General features: G+C 41.2%; 14 protein-coding genes and 2 pseudogenes. 14 read left to right on the top strand and 2 right to left on the bottom strand.

The annotated features are described in order from the left end of the window. Positions 1–45: 45 nt before the first annotated feature. Together pepT and dcuC are read left to right on the top strand one after the other, a co-directional pair. Entirely contained in the window at positions 46–1278 is a 1233-nt protein-coding gene (gene pepT / locus C9J12_RS26515; protein WP_107245695.1) for a peptidase T, read from the top strand. A gap of 2 nt (positions 1279–1280) precedes the next feature. Next, a complete protein-coding gene (gene dcuC, locus C9J12_RS26510; RefSeq protein ID WP_107245691.1) occupies positions 1281–2645 on the top strand; it encodes a C4-dicarboxylate transporter DcuC in 1365 nt (454 codons plus the stop codon). Positions 2646–2736: 91 nt separating this feature from the next. Here dcuC and C9J12_RS26505 read toward each other — a convergent pair whose 3' ends face one another. Further along, positions 2737–3012: a helix-turn-helix domain-containing protein gene (locus C9J12_RS26505; RefSeq protein WP_011220380.1), complete on the bottom strand. Its 276-nt coding sequence runs from the start codon at positions 3010–3012 to the stop codon at positions 2737–2739. Next, the gene (locus C9J12_RS26500) at positions 3009–3329 is read right to left on the bottom strand and encodes a type II toxin-antitoxin system RelE/ParE family toxin (RefSeq protein WP_107245688.1); all 321 of its coding nucleotides are present in this window, start codon (positions 3327–3329) and stop codon (positions 3009–3011) included. Before C9J12_RS26500 ends, C9J12_RS26505 begins: the two co-directional genes overlap by 4 nt. Positions 3330–4526: 1197 nt before the next feature. On the opposite strand from C9J12_RS26500, the pseudogene C9J12_RS26490 reads away from it, so the two are divergent. From C9J12_RS26490 to C9J12_RS26445, 12 genes and pseudogenes are all read left to right on the top strand, one after another. Further along, positions 4527–4640 (top strand): annotated as a pseudogene (locus C9J12_RS26490) (IS6 family transposase); the annotation flags it as partial. Between the two features lie 113 nt (positions 4641–4753). Beyond that, entirely contained in the window at positions 4754–5701 is a 948-nt protein-coding gene (locus C9J12_RS26485) for an IS5 family transposase (protein WP_227876477.1), read from the top strand. Positions 5702–5973: 272 nt separating this feature from the next. Then, entirely contained in the window at positions 5974–6297 is a 324-nt protein-coding gene (locus tag C9J12_RS26480) for a DUF134 domain-containing protein (RefSeq protein ID WP_107245684.1), read from the top strand. Next, a complete protein-coding gene (locus C9J12_RS26475) occupies positions 6272–6841 on the top strand; it encodes a NifB/NifX family molybdenum-iron cluster-binding protein (RefSeq protein WP_107245681.1) in 570 nt (189 codons plus the stop codon). Before C9J12_RS26480 ends, C9J12_RS26475 begins: the two co-directional genes overlap by 26 nt. 205 nt (positions 6842–7046) lie before the next feature. Continuing rightward, positions 7047–8054 carry an SLAC1 anion channel family protein gene (locus tag C9J12_RS26470; RefSeq protein WP_227876476.1) on the top strand — a complete coding sequence of 336 codons (1008 nt, stop codon included), beginning with the start codon at positions 7047–7049 and terminating at the stop codon, positions 8052–8054. A 59-nt stretch (positions 8055–8113) separates the two neighbouring features. Then, on the top strand, positions 8114–8587 hold the full coding sequence (locus tag C9J12_RS26465) for a PaaI family thioesterase (RefSeq protein WP_107245678.1): 474 nt from the start codon (positions 8114–8116) through the stop codon (positions 8585–8587). Between the two features lie 162 nt (positions 8588–8749). After that, entirely contained in the window at positions 8750–9406 is a 657-nt protein-coding gene (can, locus tag C9J12_RS26460) for a carbonate dehydratase (protein WP_107245676.1), read from the top strand. A gap of 234 nt (positions 9407–9640) precedes the next feature. Next, the gene (locus C9J12_RS31275; RefSeq protein ID WP_227876475.1) at positions 9641–10105 is read left to right on the top strand and encodes a transposase; all 465 of its coding nucleotides are present in this window, start codon (positions 9641–9643) and stop codon (positions 10103–10105) included. Positions 10106–10120: 15 nt separating this feature from the next. Next, a pseudogene (locus C9J12_RS31270) lies at positions 10121–10621 on the top strand (transposase); the annotation flags it as partial. Positions 10622–10998: 377 nt separating this feature from the next. After that, a complete protein-coding gene (locus tag C9J12_RS31540; RefSeq protein WP_227876474.1) occupies positions 10999–11442 on the top strand; it encodes an alpha/beta hydrolase in 444 nt (147 codons plus the stop codon). Further along, positions 11430–11909 (top strand): alpha/beta hydrolase family protein, encoded by a 480-nt coding sequence (locus C9J12_RS31260; protein ID WP_227876473.1) that lies wholly within the window; start codon positions 11430–11432, stop codon positions 11907–11909. The genes C9J12_RS31540 and C9J12_RS31260 overlap by 13 nt, the downstream gene beginning before the upstream one ends. 82 nt (positions 11910–11991) lie before the next feature. Next, a complete protein-coding gene (locus C9J12_RS26445) occupies positions 11992–12753 on the top strand; it encodes a YdcF family protein (protein ID WP_107245673.1) in 762 nt (253 codons plus the stop codon). The last annotated feature ends 360 nt before the right edge of the window (positions 12754–13113 follow it).

Genomic DNA, 13113 nt, shown 5'->3' with positions numbered 1-13113 from the left:
CCTTATGAATATAATGGTTATTATTTAATGATATAAGACAAAACAATGGATTTAAAAACACGCTTCCTTCAGTACACACGAATTAATACAACGACGAATCAAATTGCTGGCTCTGCGGGTGTCATGCCATCATCTTTAGGTCAGATTGAGCTAGGTAAGCTTATTGTCAAAGAGCTCAATGAGATGCAGGGGATCACAAATATAGAGCATCGAGATAATGGGATTGTTACAGCGACACTTCCATCTAATTGTGGTGATGAACTTCCATCGGTAGCGTTCTTTGGTCACCTTGATACATCAAGTGAGCATATTGGAGATACACACGCAAAGCTTGTGAACTATCAAGGTGGTTATATCAAGTTAGGCCACGGCGAAGTTCTTACGATTAAAGATAATCCAGAGCTAAATAACTATATTGGACAGGAGATATTTGTCACTGATGGGACGAGTTTACTTGGGGCTGATGATAAAGCGGCAATAGCCGCTATCATGAATGCCTTAGAAGTCATTACTTCCACCCCTTCAATTAAACATGGCAAAGTCAGTGTCGCTTTTGTTCCTGATGAAGAACAAGGATTATTAGGTGCTAATGCCTTCAATACGCCAGATTTTGCTGACTTTGGATATACGTTAGATTGTTGTGGAATTGGGGAATTTGTTAAAGAAAACTGGAATGCAGGTAATGCTGTCATCACTTTCCATGGTAAAAGCGCTCACCCAATGAACTCAAAGGGTAATTTAAAGAACTCATTATTGATGGCTCAGCAATTCATCACTTATTTCCCACGGCTTGAAACGCCTGAGAATACAGAAGGTAGAGATGGTTACTACTGGATGAAGAAATTAGATGGAAATTCAGCAAAAACGGTTCTTAATATCGATATTCGTGATTTTACTAAAGAAGGTTACTTAGACCGTAAATGCTTTATTGATCAAGCATGTAGATCATTCAATAATCTATATGGTGATGGTACGCTTACCTATAATATTTCAGATCGCTATGAGAATGTATCAAACTATCTCAACAATACGATTGGCAATATGGCTATCTCGTTAGCTGAACAAGCCTACATTAAAAATGGCATTGAAATGAAAGTGATACCAATGCGAGGTGGGTATGATGGCGCTGTTTTTTCTGCAAATGGGATCCCATGTCCCAATATCTTTACTGGTGCTCATAACTTCCATTCAATCTGCGAATATCTACCAGTACCATCATTACTGGCAGCATCTAATGTGGTTCAAACTATCATTATGACTATTGCTGAGGATAAATAAGCATGGCTGCAATCATCGCTGTACTCATTGTTATTATCCTTGCAGCCAAGCTGATCCTCAAAGGATACAAAACAGAAGCAATATTATTTATCGCAGGGTTAGCTTTGATGAGCTGTACTGGGATATTTGGTTGGGGAGATGTCCTTCCTGCTAACGTGACATCAACTAATTTATCGACCTTTGACCCATTTAAGTTTATTAGCTACATGCTTGGATACCGAGCTGGAGGCTTAGGCCTCACTATCATGGTGCTAATGGGCTTTGCTGAGCTTATGACTAGGATTAAAGCAGACGCCGTTATTGTTAGGCTGGCAGTTAAACCCTTATCGTGTGTAAAAAATAAAAATATTCTCTTATTCTTTGGCTACATTATTGGTGCATCTTTGCAGTTAGCAATTCCTAGTGCTACAGCACTAGCTGTTTTACTGATGGTAACGTTATACCCAATACTGACGGGACTGGGTATTTCGCGCGCTTCTTCTGCGGGGGTAATAGCGTCTACATTGGGGCTGACACTTACCCCTTTGGGCGTTGATGCGATAAAGGCAAGCGAATCAGTTGGGATGGGCTTAATGGATTACCTATCATATCAAGCTCCAACAAGTGCTATTGCAATCGTTGCTGTTGGTATTGCTCATGTCGTATGGCAGTCATATCAAGATAAGAAAGAGGGGTATGTCACTGGAGCAGATGTTATTACGAATAGTGATGATGATGGAAACAAGGCGCCAGGTGTTTACGCGATACTTCCTATGCTTCCTATTATCGCTGCAATTGTATTTAGCAAGCTTGTAATTAGTTCAATTCATCTTGATGTTGTGACGATTGTTCTTATCTCAGTATTTATCTCATTAGCATTTGAGGGAGTAAGATCGCGTTCTCTTAAAGAATCTCTAGATTGTTTTGGTTCTTTTATGAAGGGATGCGGTAATGCTATGACTAGCGTTGTTTTCTTGTTAGTCGCCGCTGGCGTTTTCGCTTATGGGATTCAATCAACAGGTGCTATTAGTAACTTAATCAGTTCAGCACAAGGGGCGGGGATGCCAGCTTTAGCACTGACATTCGTATTTGCCGTCGTTGTTGGATTATCTGCTTTAGTAATGGGGTCTGGTAATGCTGCTTTCTTATCATTTGTTGACATCGTTCCTGCCGTTGCTCATTCAATGGGAGCCAACCCTGTTGCGATGATGCTTCCAATGCAACAAGCATCAGCATTAGCACGCGCCGCTTCCCCTGTTGCTGCATGTGTCATTGTTTCCGCTGGAGGCTCTAAGCTAACAACTTTTGAGGTAATTAAGAGAACGAGTATTCCAATGTTAGTTGGCTTTTTTGTTCACTTTATAGCTGTAATGATCATGCTTGGATAGATAGCCATAATCTATGGTAAATAAAGGTCACTAAGCCTAGTGGCCTTTTTGCGATTCTTACTTCGGTTGTTATATTTAATTAACTTGGCAATTAAGCATGTTTGAAGCCTAGATCGAGTTTAAACCCGCATGCTTGGGCATAACTAACTAATGTTTTAAGGCTGGGATTTGATCTGCCGGATTCCAAACGCGAAATATTCGGAGCTTTTGTCCCCATTCTTTCGGCGACCTCATCTTGAGTTAACCCTGACTCTTCTCTCATCGTTATCAGAGAACTAATCAATTCAAACTCAGCACCTAAATCATCATAAGCTTTCTTTACTTCTGGATTCTGGAGAGCATTCTTTTTTAATGCAGATAAACTCATAATTTCACCTCTTTCATTCTCTCTCTGGCCAACTCTATTTCTTTCTTTGGCGTCTTATTCGACTTTTTCACAAAGGCCCTTAATACGTAAACGTGCTGTCCTTTTAAATAGCAAAACAACCCTCTACCTATACCTTCTTGAGCCTTAGCTCTTATTTCAAAAAGACCATCCCCCATAGAGTCTGTATGCGGTGGACCTAGATTTTCGCCATGTAACTCAATCAATTCGAGTAATTTAATCATGCGAGCTTGAATCTTAGGTGGCATAGATAATATTTCATCTTCTACACCTGAGTAAAAGTCCACTTTCCAAGCCATTCTACAACCATCTAACCTATCATATATGATAGAGCACTTTAACATTGTTCACCCTGTTAAATCAAAACACTCTGCTCTCTAGCAACAAAAAAGGCCGCCATTGGGCAATTTAAGGTTTTGTCGCAAAGTTATGCTGAAGTACAAACCACAAAAATCCTCATTAAGAGTCTGTTTTTATCATTAATAAATAATACCAATCAAAACTAGTAAATTAGTACACAAAACCAATTAATCGATATTAGCAATTGGTATTCTAATATCAATCAAAATAATATATGCCATGCCGTCTGTGACAGATAGGTTATGAATTTAGGGTATCTATGTGGCTGTCACCTCAGAATTAATCTCTAACATCAATCAAATGGACAGACGAATAATCGTGTATATTTCATGATACAAAATAATAGTGACAGCGTAACAAAAAAGAATTTACATTACTTGGGAAATTACCGACGTGAGGATTGTTGAAGAAAGCCATTGATGTCTGTTAAGTGGTTCATAGTTTCTGATAGGCAGAAGTCATCAGGCAGATCTGTCTTTTCTGATTATTTGCAGCAATATCCTTTGTTTCATGTTTAAAATGAAAATGACCTTGGCACTTAAATAGTATGATACCCTATATAAGGATTTATACATCACTCTCATCATCACTATAACAACTTGAATTTTAATGATCTTTTTATTGGCGAATCATATGAAAACTGTTTTTTTTTGGTTTTTTCTCTATACATCGACTACTGCATTACTGCTTTCCACAATTGATATGTACTATCCTAAATTTAACTTAACCGATCCCTTGATATATATGATTTCTATTTTTTTGGGTCTACTGGCTGGGATTTTTACACCTAAATTATTTTAAATAAACTAGACTTACTTGTAATTACACTTTTATGCATCGAGTTTAATATGATTAAGCATGGGTATTGCTCTGGTTGTGGTGGAGTTCTTAGCTTTTACTTCATTGAAGATAAAACTATTTTCTTTTGTTCAATGGCCAATAACATATCTTTACAGCAAGAAATGTATGATAGCGCTGTGTATTCCTGTCGTTACTCCTCACCAACTAGTGTTAGTTTTGAACCAAAAAAAAAAGCTTGTAAATACTTGATGGTAAGAAATATTGAAATTCTTGGTTCTGTCGCAAGCTGGAGTAGTAAGTTATGATCTCCGTCACCACTCACTACTTCTCGCACAATGACTATCAATTTTTCAGGCCGCCACTTTCCGCCAAACATCATCCTTCAATTGGTTCGGTATTATCTCTCTTACAAATTGAGTTATCGTGAAATTGAAGAAATCTATGCAGAAGGGCTTTGTTGAAGCGCTCAGATAATGCTCAATTATTCCATTCGCACTGAGTTCAGTTATCATGACCATCCCTTCATTCCGGTTAGCTGTTTAACACATGCCCTACAAACATAATGACGCCAAACGCCATCATTTTAAGAAGCATAACTACAGAGTACAACCAGGCTCTCAGGCAACGCGGCCGGTTCGACATTTGGATATCTGAAGAGATCATCAACCATTGGCAACATGATGAACGCGTTTATGATGGTACCAGCTCTTCCGTTAAGTATCCTGACAGTACCATTGAAGCCTGCCATTACATCAGATTGGTGTATAAACTTCCCTTACGTCAAGCCCAGGGGCTGATTGAAAGTTTACTGACCAAGCTTGGCATGGCCAGCCTTCAATGCCCTGATTATACGCTGCTGTCAAAGCGGCTGAAGCAACTTAATCTTACGGTGCCACGATTTAGAAAGCATGAAAAGCCAGATGACAAAATTGCAGCAATAGCCATTGATTCAACGGGGCTCAAGCGGTTAGGGAAGGATGAATGGCATCAAGAAAAACATAAGGTTAATGCTAAACGAAGCTGGCGAAAGGCGCATTTCGCTGTTGATGAGGGGCACTTCATTCAAAGCGCAGTCCTCACAGATAAAAATACGATGGATGATCAGGTTGTCGGGACGTTATGTCAGTCCATCATTACGGGTGTGGAGCACGTAAGCGCCGACAAAATGTATGATACCAATGCGGTGTACCAGACATTAGACGCTCATTTCCCGAATGCTGAGATTGTTATTCCGTCGAAAGACAATACGTTTGCCAATGAGGTTCATCACCCTAAGAGGATGAGTAACCTGATAGGTTGCTTCGCACTTGGCATTATAGGTTGGCAGAGCGTGCGGCAATACGGTAAAAGGAATATTTCAGAAACTGCCATGCAACGTTACAAGAAGATAATAGGCTATACATTACACAGCAGAAAGATTGAAAACCAGTCAAAGGAAATGTTACTTGGTTGTTCTGTTTTAAATCGCTTTACTAAACTCGGGATGCCCAATAGCTACCGAGTCGCCTAACCGTATCAAAAGACCACAAAGTTTTAGTGTTGCAACAATGCCGTACTTACCTGAGATTCCCTCATTGATATCGGCCTTTCCTACTAATTTAAAAGATAAATTTGCTCATCAATGCACGCGCTGATACTCCCTTTTGTGCATCGTTCATAACAAGCACTCAACATGAGAGACAGTCCCTCAATGCATGATTGGTTGTACTTATCACACAAAAATTTCTGGCATATGCCAATAACCAGGTGTATAAATAGCATATGCCAATTACAGGAGGTCTCATGCCAAGACCAAAAATCCCAAGAAACATTTGTGGTCGCCCCGCTGATAGTTGCTTTAAACCCAACCGGATCCCAATGAGTCAGCTTGAGCAAGTTCAACTTGCCAATGATGAGTTTGAGGCGTTGAGACTGGTTGATCTCTTGAGAATGCAGCAACAAGAAGCGGCTATCGAGATGGGCGTCTCCCGGCAGACCCTGGCCAATGTTCTGAAATCAGCCCGTTTCAAAGTAATGGACTGCCTTACCCAGGGCAAGGCCCTCATCATGCACCACGAAGAAGAAAAAGGAGTAACAAACCATGATCACTGCAATTCCGATGAATGAAGATCGTATCGCCAATCATTTTTCCAAGGCTGAGAATTTTTTGTTTATCAATGAACAAGGAGAGGAAGTCAGCCGCCATGACAATCCGGTACACAACTCCCATTGTGCTGGTAAAAAGGATTTGCTGGAACTGTTGATCCGGCAACATGCTGAGCGCATCGTCGTACGTAATATAGGTAAGCAGATGCTGGGTAAGCTGCTTGCTCACCGGCTTGCCGTTTTTCAAACCAACTCTGGTCGCCGCGGCACAGTAGAGTTGGCCAACCCGGAGGCTGCGGGGCTGATCACTCTGACTGAAGCCGATCAGGGACGTCCATCTCTCAATCATGAAGTAAAGAAAAATGAGGGTAGTTGTCGACACAATAGAGAGTCCATATCCAAACAAGGACGCTGCTGTCAGTCGCGGACTGATGGTCACGGCCATGCCGCACAAGAAAGGTATCACCATGAATTCCGTCGTCATAATGCTCATGACCGAGGCCATGGCAGATGTGGCAATGCTGAGCCAAGGGGGCACCGCTGTTGTCGCAAGACTCCTGTTTAATCTATTGCCGTTTTCGCTCAGGTAACTGACCAAGCAGCATAAGGCAAAGTGTGTTTAATCATCGCTTACAAATATGCGGAACTGTGGTTGTCATACCACCAGTATTAGATAACTGAGCCTTTACAGCATAAATAATAACTTGGCTCCTGAGAAAGTCCGGGAGTCTCTTTAACATCAGTCTTATAAAAAAAATAATGGATCCATCATGTCTTCATCTGTAATGACAGAGCCCTCAGAGACGATATCCCATGAAGGTATCTCTCCAATGAAAAAAAGAGTGGCCTATTTGCCCATCACGCTCTTTTCAATCGTCATGGGGCTAGCCGGATTGGCTATTGCCTGGGAGAAAAGTTTTCAGGAATCACAATTAGCACATGGGATCTCTCTTTCCATTGGTATTTTTGCCACAGCACTCTTCATCATTCTATTAGGTGCGTACGGTTGGAAAACCCTTCGCCATACACACGAAGTCCGTGCTGAATTACATCACCCCATGCGCCTAAATTTCTTCCCGACGATTTCGGTTAATATGCTGCTCCTCTCTGTATTCTGGCAATCAATCCCCGTGCTGGCCATGACGCTCTGGAGCGCAGGCATGTTGTTGCAGTTGGCATTAACACTTTACGTAATGAGTAGCTGGCTCAACCACAGTCACTTCACCATTGAACATGTCAATCCTGGTTGGTTCATTCCTGTAGTTGGTAACATAGTGGTTCCTATCAACGGGATATATTTCGGTTATGAAGAGCTCAGCTGGTTCTTCTTCAGTGTTGGGCTGCTATTCTGGCTGGTACTCCTGACCATTGTTATGCATCGCCTCTTATTTCATGATCAACTAGCATTTCGCCTGACGCCAACATATTTCATTTTGCTTGCCCCCCCATCAATCGGTTTTATCTCGTATACCGGATTGATTGGCGGATTGGATAACGGAGCCCGATTACTCTACTACTGCGCGCTATTTTGGGCGATGTTGCTGGGCTGCAATGCGATGCGCTTCTGGCGTGTGCCGTTTTTTATCTCATCCTGGGCTTTCTCTTTTCCACTAGCCGCTCTGTCCATCGCTACCATCAAGATGGCTGAACTTAGTCAACAGCCTTGTTTAACCTGGCTGGCGCGTCTGTTGGTGATACTACTGTCAGTTATTGTGAGCTGGTTAGTACTTCGAACTGTACAAGCAGCACGACAGGGAAAGATTTGCACTCCAGAGTAACTTGCTGATTCCCGCATTTACAAGAGGCTTGAGGATCTAACACAAAAAAAGAGTGAAACATGAATAATCCGGAAAAAAGTTTTTTACAAAATGAGATTGAGAAATGCGACTTATTCAAGTCAACGCTTCTCTTGGATAAAGTGAATAAACAAAAAAGCCATCAACACTGTATGTTATGTGGCACACAATCAACTTTTGGTTTGAAACTTGATTTTTATAATGATCAAGAGGGTGTCGTTTGGGCAAAGGCTAAAGGGAGTATACATCAGCAAGGTTATCAAGGCATTTTACATGGTGGTTTTATTGCAGCGTTACTCGATGCCGGTATGTGCAACGCGATTTTTAATCAAGGTGTTGAAGCTGTAACAGGTGATATAAATATCCGCTACCTTGCAGAGATCCCACTCACAGCGGATATTATTATTCGAGGGAAAATAAACTCTTCCTACTTAACACTCTATAAAGTTGAAGCAGACATTTATGTTGAACAACAACTTATGGCAAAAAGCACAGCGCGTTTTATGAAACGCTAAGAGGGCTTTGTTGAATCACTCAAATAGCCCTCAATTTTTCTATACACGTTGAACTCAGTTACCATGGCCAACCATATTAATGTTAGAAAATTTACAACTAATCCGATTTGCTATCAGTCCAGCTTGTGTATATTAAGGAATCTATCAGATTAAGGCATCATCATGGCAGATATTAAGCAGTTATTCGCAAATAATCTCTCTTGGTCGGAGAGCATTAAGGAAGAAATGCCAGAATTCTTTTCTCATCTGGCAGAAACACAATACCCGGAATATCTCTGGATTGGCTGTTCTGATAGCCGGGTTCCTGCAGAGCGCCTGACCGGCCTGGATTCAGGAGAACTGTTTGTTCACCGTAATGTTGCCAACCAGGTCGTCCACACAGATTTAAACTGCCTGTCAGTGCTTCAATATGCCGTTGACGTCCTGAAGGTCAAACATATTATTATATGTGGCCATTACGGCTGCGGAGGGGTAACAGCAGCCATTGAAAATCCGCCATTGGGGCTGATCAATAACTGGCTATTGCATATCCGTGACCTGTATTTAAAACATCGTAGTGATCTGGGCTCATTATCCCGCGAAGAATTAGATAATAAAATGTGCGAAATCAATGTTGCCACGCAGGTCTATAACCTGGGCAATTCCACCATCATGCAGCAGGCCTGGGAGTGCGGTCAGGATATCACCATTCATGGCTGGATCTACGGGACCGACAATGGCGTTCTGCGGGATCTCGGCGTCACCGCAACTAGTCGGGAATCTCTGGAAGTCACCTATCAAGCCGCCATGTCAGCACTGTTATCGCAGACAGAATCATGAGCAAATAAAAAAGGGACCCATGGTCTAACACTGATCAGTTAAGAATGTCGTGATCAGTTGAATGATCCTGTGGTTGGTTCAAAATACCTTCTTTTCCCAAGGAAAGAGGGTATTTTTATGCTTGCTCATTGGCTTATGACTTTGTTGAGGCGCTCAAATAATACTCAATTATTCCATTAACTCTGAGTTCAGTTATCATGGCCAACCTCTTTATACAGATTGGCTATTTAACGCATGCCCTACAAACACAATGACGCCAAACGCCATCATTTTAAGAAGCATACCTACGCGTTAAATAACTATCGTGAGTACAATCAGGCTCTCAAGCAACGTGGGCGGTTCGACATTTGGATATCTGAAGAGATCATCCATAATTGGCAACACGATGAACGCGTTTATGATGGTACCGGCTCTTCTGTTAAATATCCTGACAGCACCATCGAGGCCTGCCACTACATTCGATTGGTGTATAAGCTTCCTCTACGTCAAGCTCAGGGATTGATTGAAAACTTACTGATGAAGCTTGGCATGGACAACCTTCAATGCCCTGATTATACGCTGTTATCAAAGCGGCTGAAGCAGCTCAATCTCACGACGCCACGCTTTAGAAAGTATGAAAAATCAGACGACAAAATTGCAGCGATAGCCATTGATTCAATGGGACTCAAGCGGTTCGGAAAGGATGAATGGCATCAATAAAAACATAAGGTTAATGCAAAACGAAGCTGGCGAAAGGCGCACTTTGCTGTTGATGAGGGTCACTTCATTCAAAGCGCAGTCCTTACCGATAAAAAAAACATGGATGATCAGGTTGTCGCTGCTCTGTGCGAGTCCATCACAGAGGATGCCGAGCACGTAAGTGCCGACAAAATGTATGACACCAATGCGGTATACCAAACGCTTGAAGAGAACTTCCCGAATGCTGAGATTGTTATTCCGCCGAAGGACAATACGTTTGCTGATGAGGTTCATCAACCTAAGAGGATGAGCAACCTGATAGGGTGCTTCGCACTTGGCATTATCGGTTGGCAGAGCGTGCGACAATACGGCAAAAGGAATATCTCAGAAACTGCCATGCAACGTTACAAGAAGATAATAGGCAATACATTACACAGCAGAAAGTTTGAAAATCAGTCGAAGGAAATGTTACTCGGTTGTTCTATTTTAAATCGCTTTACTCACCTCGGGATGCCCAATAGCTACCGGGTCGCTTAACCGTATCAAAAGATCACAAAGCTTTAGTAGTGCAACAAAGCCGTTGGCAGAGCGTGCGGCAATATGGAAAACGGAATATCTCAGAGACTGCCATACAACGTTACAAGAAGATAATAGGCAATACATTACACCGCAGAGAGTTTGAAAATCAATCGAAGGAAATGTTACTCGGTTGTTCTATTTTAAATCGCTTTACTCACATCGGGATGCCCAAGAGCTACCGGGTCGCCTAACCGTATCAAAAGACCACGTAGCTTTAGTGCTGCAACAAAGCCTCGAGATAAGGGCAAAAATATTGAATTATTATCTGCCACCATTTTCAATCTCAGTTCTAGATTTTCCCATCCTATGGTCGGAACAGATAATTAACGTAATTAGTGTATAAAGCATTTTTCAAATCGAATCTTAAATTTAACAAGAGAAAATCAATATGTATCAGAAGGTTAATTTTGCATCTCAAGGGCTATCTATTTCTGGACATCTTTATACTTACCAAAAAACAACATCCACTTATCATTTTGTGTCATGGCTTTTGTGGCGTGAAAGAGTTATTACTTCCTGCTTATGCTAAGCGATTTGCCGAGCAAGGATACGCGGCGCTAACATTTGACTATCGTGGTTTTGGTGAAAGTGAAGGAGAATCAGGTCGTTTGGTTCCTGAACTGCAAATTGAAGACATTCATGCAGCCATTTACTGGGCTACGAATCAGGTCAATATTGACGTTAATCGCATAGGGCTTTGGGGCAGCTCTTTTGGCGGTGCGAATGCAATTATCGCAGCGAGCCAACCCCTAAAGTGCAATGTGTGGTGGCTCAGCTAACATTTGCAGATGGTGAGTCTGTTATCACCGCTGAAATGACCGCTGAAGATAAAGCGAAGTTCGTCGCGACGCTAGAACGCATGCGCGATAAAAAAGCCAAAACAGGCAAAGAGATGATGGTTCCAATTGCCAAAGTATTAAGCGATCCTCTATCTGTTGAGTTTTTTAACCAGTTTAAAGATGACTTACCAGCGTTAACTATCAAAATACCATTTTTGACTATTTGGGAAACAATCAACCACAAACCAGTTAATGCTCTTGCTGATTTAAATAAACCATTATTGATTGTGGCTGCAGGCGAAGATGGTATTAACCCAGAAAGTGAGTCACAGAAGCTATTTGAGCTGTCCAACGAGCCAAAACAGCTACACCTTGAACAAGGTGCAACGCATTATCAAGTTTACTCTGACGAGCATTTTGAATCAGTGGTTAAACAAGAGCTAAGTTGGTTCGACAAGTATCTATAATCAAGTTCATTTAGCGTGTACCTACCATACAGTTTGACATTATAAAAATGTCTCAATATCAAGTAAATTATAAAGGATTCTCATGAGTTTTATTGCTCTTTCACTAATACTGCTACTAATCTTTTTTGTATATTTAATGAGATGGCGCAAGGCATCTTTCTGTTTGTCATTCTTTTTAGTTGTGATATTTGCATTTATTGGTACTGGCGTAATCCCGCAGTACTTATTAGAAAGACTACAAGTCAATTATGAGGTAAAACCAGTTATACACTGGACGTCTAAGAATGCGATCGTTTTACTGGGGGCTGGAACACAAAAAATTAAGAACCACCAAATAATTGAACCAACATTCTTTTCATATAGTCGTATAAGTGAAACTGCTAGCCAATACAACAGCTGCGAAGTTACCAATCAAATCTGCAAAGTCATCATCAGTGGTGGTGATGTTCAAAATAACGGCATCTCAGAAGCGGAAGCTTATAAACATGCGCTCGTTAAACTTGGAATTAAGGCTAACGATATTATTACTGAATCTAACAGTATGAATACCTGGAAGAATGCAGAATTTACCAGCAAGATCATTAAAATGAATAAATTTAATAATGTTGTGCTGGTTTCATCGGGTTTACACATGCGTCGTAGCGAACTTTACTTTAAACATTTTGGCGTTATTGCTACTCCTGTTAGATCTGACTACATGGCTGGAAAACCATCTTTACTTCCGCTTTGGTATAACTTTGCTGTTACCGATTTTGCACTTCATGAGTATATTGGCTACATAAGATATGATGTTTATAACATTATGGGCTGGAATAATCAGCGGCAAGATCCTGGGGATGCCTAGCATTTATAATAGCTATCAATCAAAGTTGTTTTTTCTATTCTTTTATGCGGTAAGAATATTATGCGCATAAAAGAATGAATGTAAAAACGTAGGTCTGCCACTGGCAGACCTTTTGCTGTATCACGCTCAAAAAAGGACTTTGTTGAAGCGCTCAGATAATATCCAATTATTCCATTAACACTGAGTTCAGTTATCATAACCAGCTCTTCATTCCGGTTCGCTGTTTAACACACCCTTACAAACACAATGACGCCAAACGCCATCATTTTAAGAAGCATACCTACGCGCTAAATAATTATCGTCAGTACAACCTGGCTCTCAGGCAACGCGGGCGGTTCTACATTTGGATCTCTGAAGAGA

It is taken from the genome of Photobacterium frigidiphilum, assembly GCF_003025615.1.
In the GTDB taxonomy this organism is placed as follows: domain Bacteria; phylum Pseudomonadota; class Gammaproteobacteria; order Enterobacterales; family Vibrionaceae; genus Photobacterium; species Photobacterium frigidiphilum.
Note: the sequence above shows the minus strand (reverse complement) of the source record. Positions and strands in the feature narration are given on the sequence as shown.

Coding starts and splice junctions, on each gene's coding strand:
- pepT (WP_107245695.1), top strand. CDS start 46: ATGGATTTAAAAACACGCTTCCTTCAGTACACACGAATTAATACAACG.
- dcuC (WP_107245691.1), top strand. CDS start 1,281: ATGGCTGCAATCATCGCTGTACTCATTGTTATTATCCTTGCAGCCAAG.
- C9J12_RS26505 (WP_011220380.1), bottom strand. CDS start 3,012: ATGAGTTTATCTGCATTAAAAAAGAATGCTCTCCAGAATCCAGAAGTA.
- C9J12_RS26500 (WP_107245688.1), bottom strand. CDS start 3,329: ATGGCTTGGAAAGTGGACTTTTACTCAGGTGTAGAAGATGAAATATTA.
- C9J12_RS26485 (WP_227876477.1), top strand. CDS start 4,754: ATGACGCCAAACGCCATCATTTTAAGAAGCATAACTACAGAGTACAAC.
- C9J12_RS26480 (WP_107245684.1), top strand. CDS start 5,974: ATGCCAAGACCAAAAATCCCAAGAAACATTTGTGGTCGCCCCGCTGAT.
- C9J12_RS26475 (WP_107245681.1), top strand. CDS start 6,272: ATGATCACTGCAATTCCGATGAATGAAGATCGTATCGCCAATCATTTT.
- C9J12_RS26470 (WP_227876476.1), top strand. CDS start 7,047: ATGTCTTCATCTGTAATGACAGAGCCCTCAGAGACGATATCCCATGAA.
- C9J12_RS26465 (WP_107245678.1), top strand. CDS start 8,114: ATGAATAATCCGGAAAAAAGTTTTTTACAAAATGAGATTGAGAAATGC.
- can (WP_107245676.1), top strand. CDS start 8,750: ATGGCAGATATTAAGCAGTTATTCGCAAATAATCTCTCTTGGTCGGAG.
- C9J12_RS31275 (WP_227876475.1), top strand. CDS start 9,641: ATGCCCTACAAACACAATGACGCCAAACGCCATCATTTTAAGAAGCAT.
- C9J12_RS26445 (WP_107245673.1), top strand. CDS start 11,992: ATGAGTTTTATTGCTCTTTCACTAATACTGCTACTAATCTTTTTTGTA.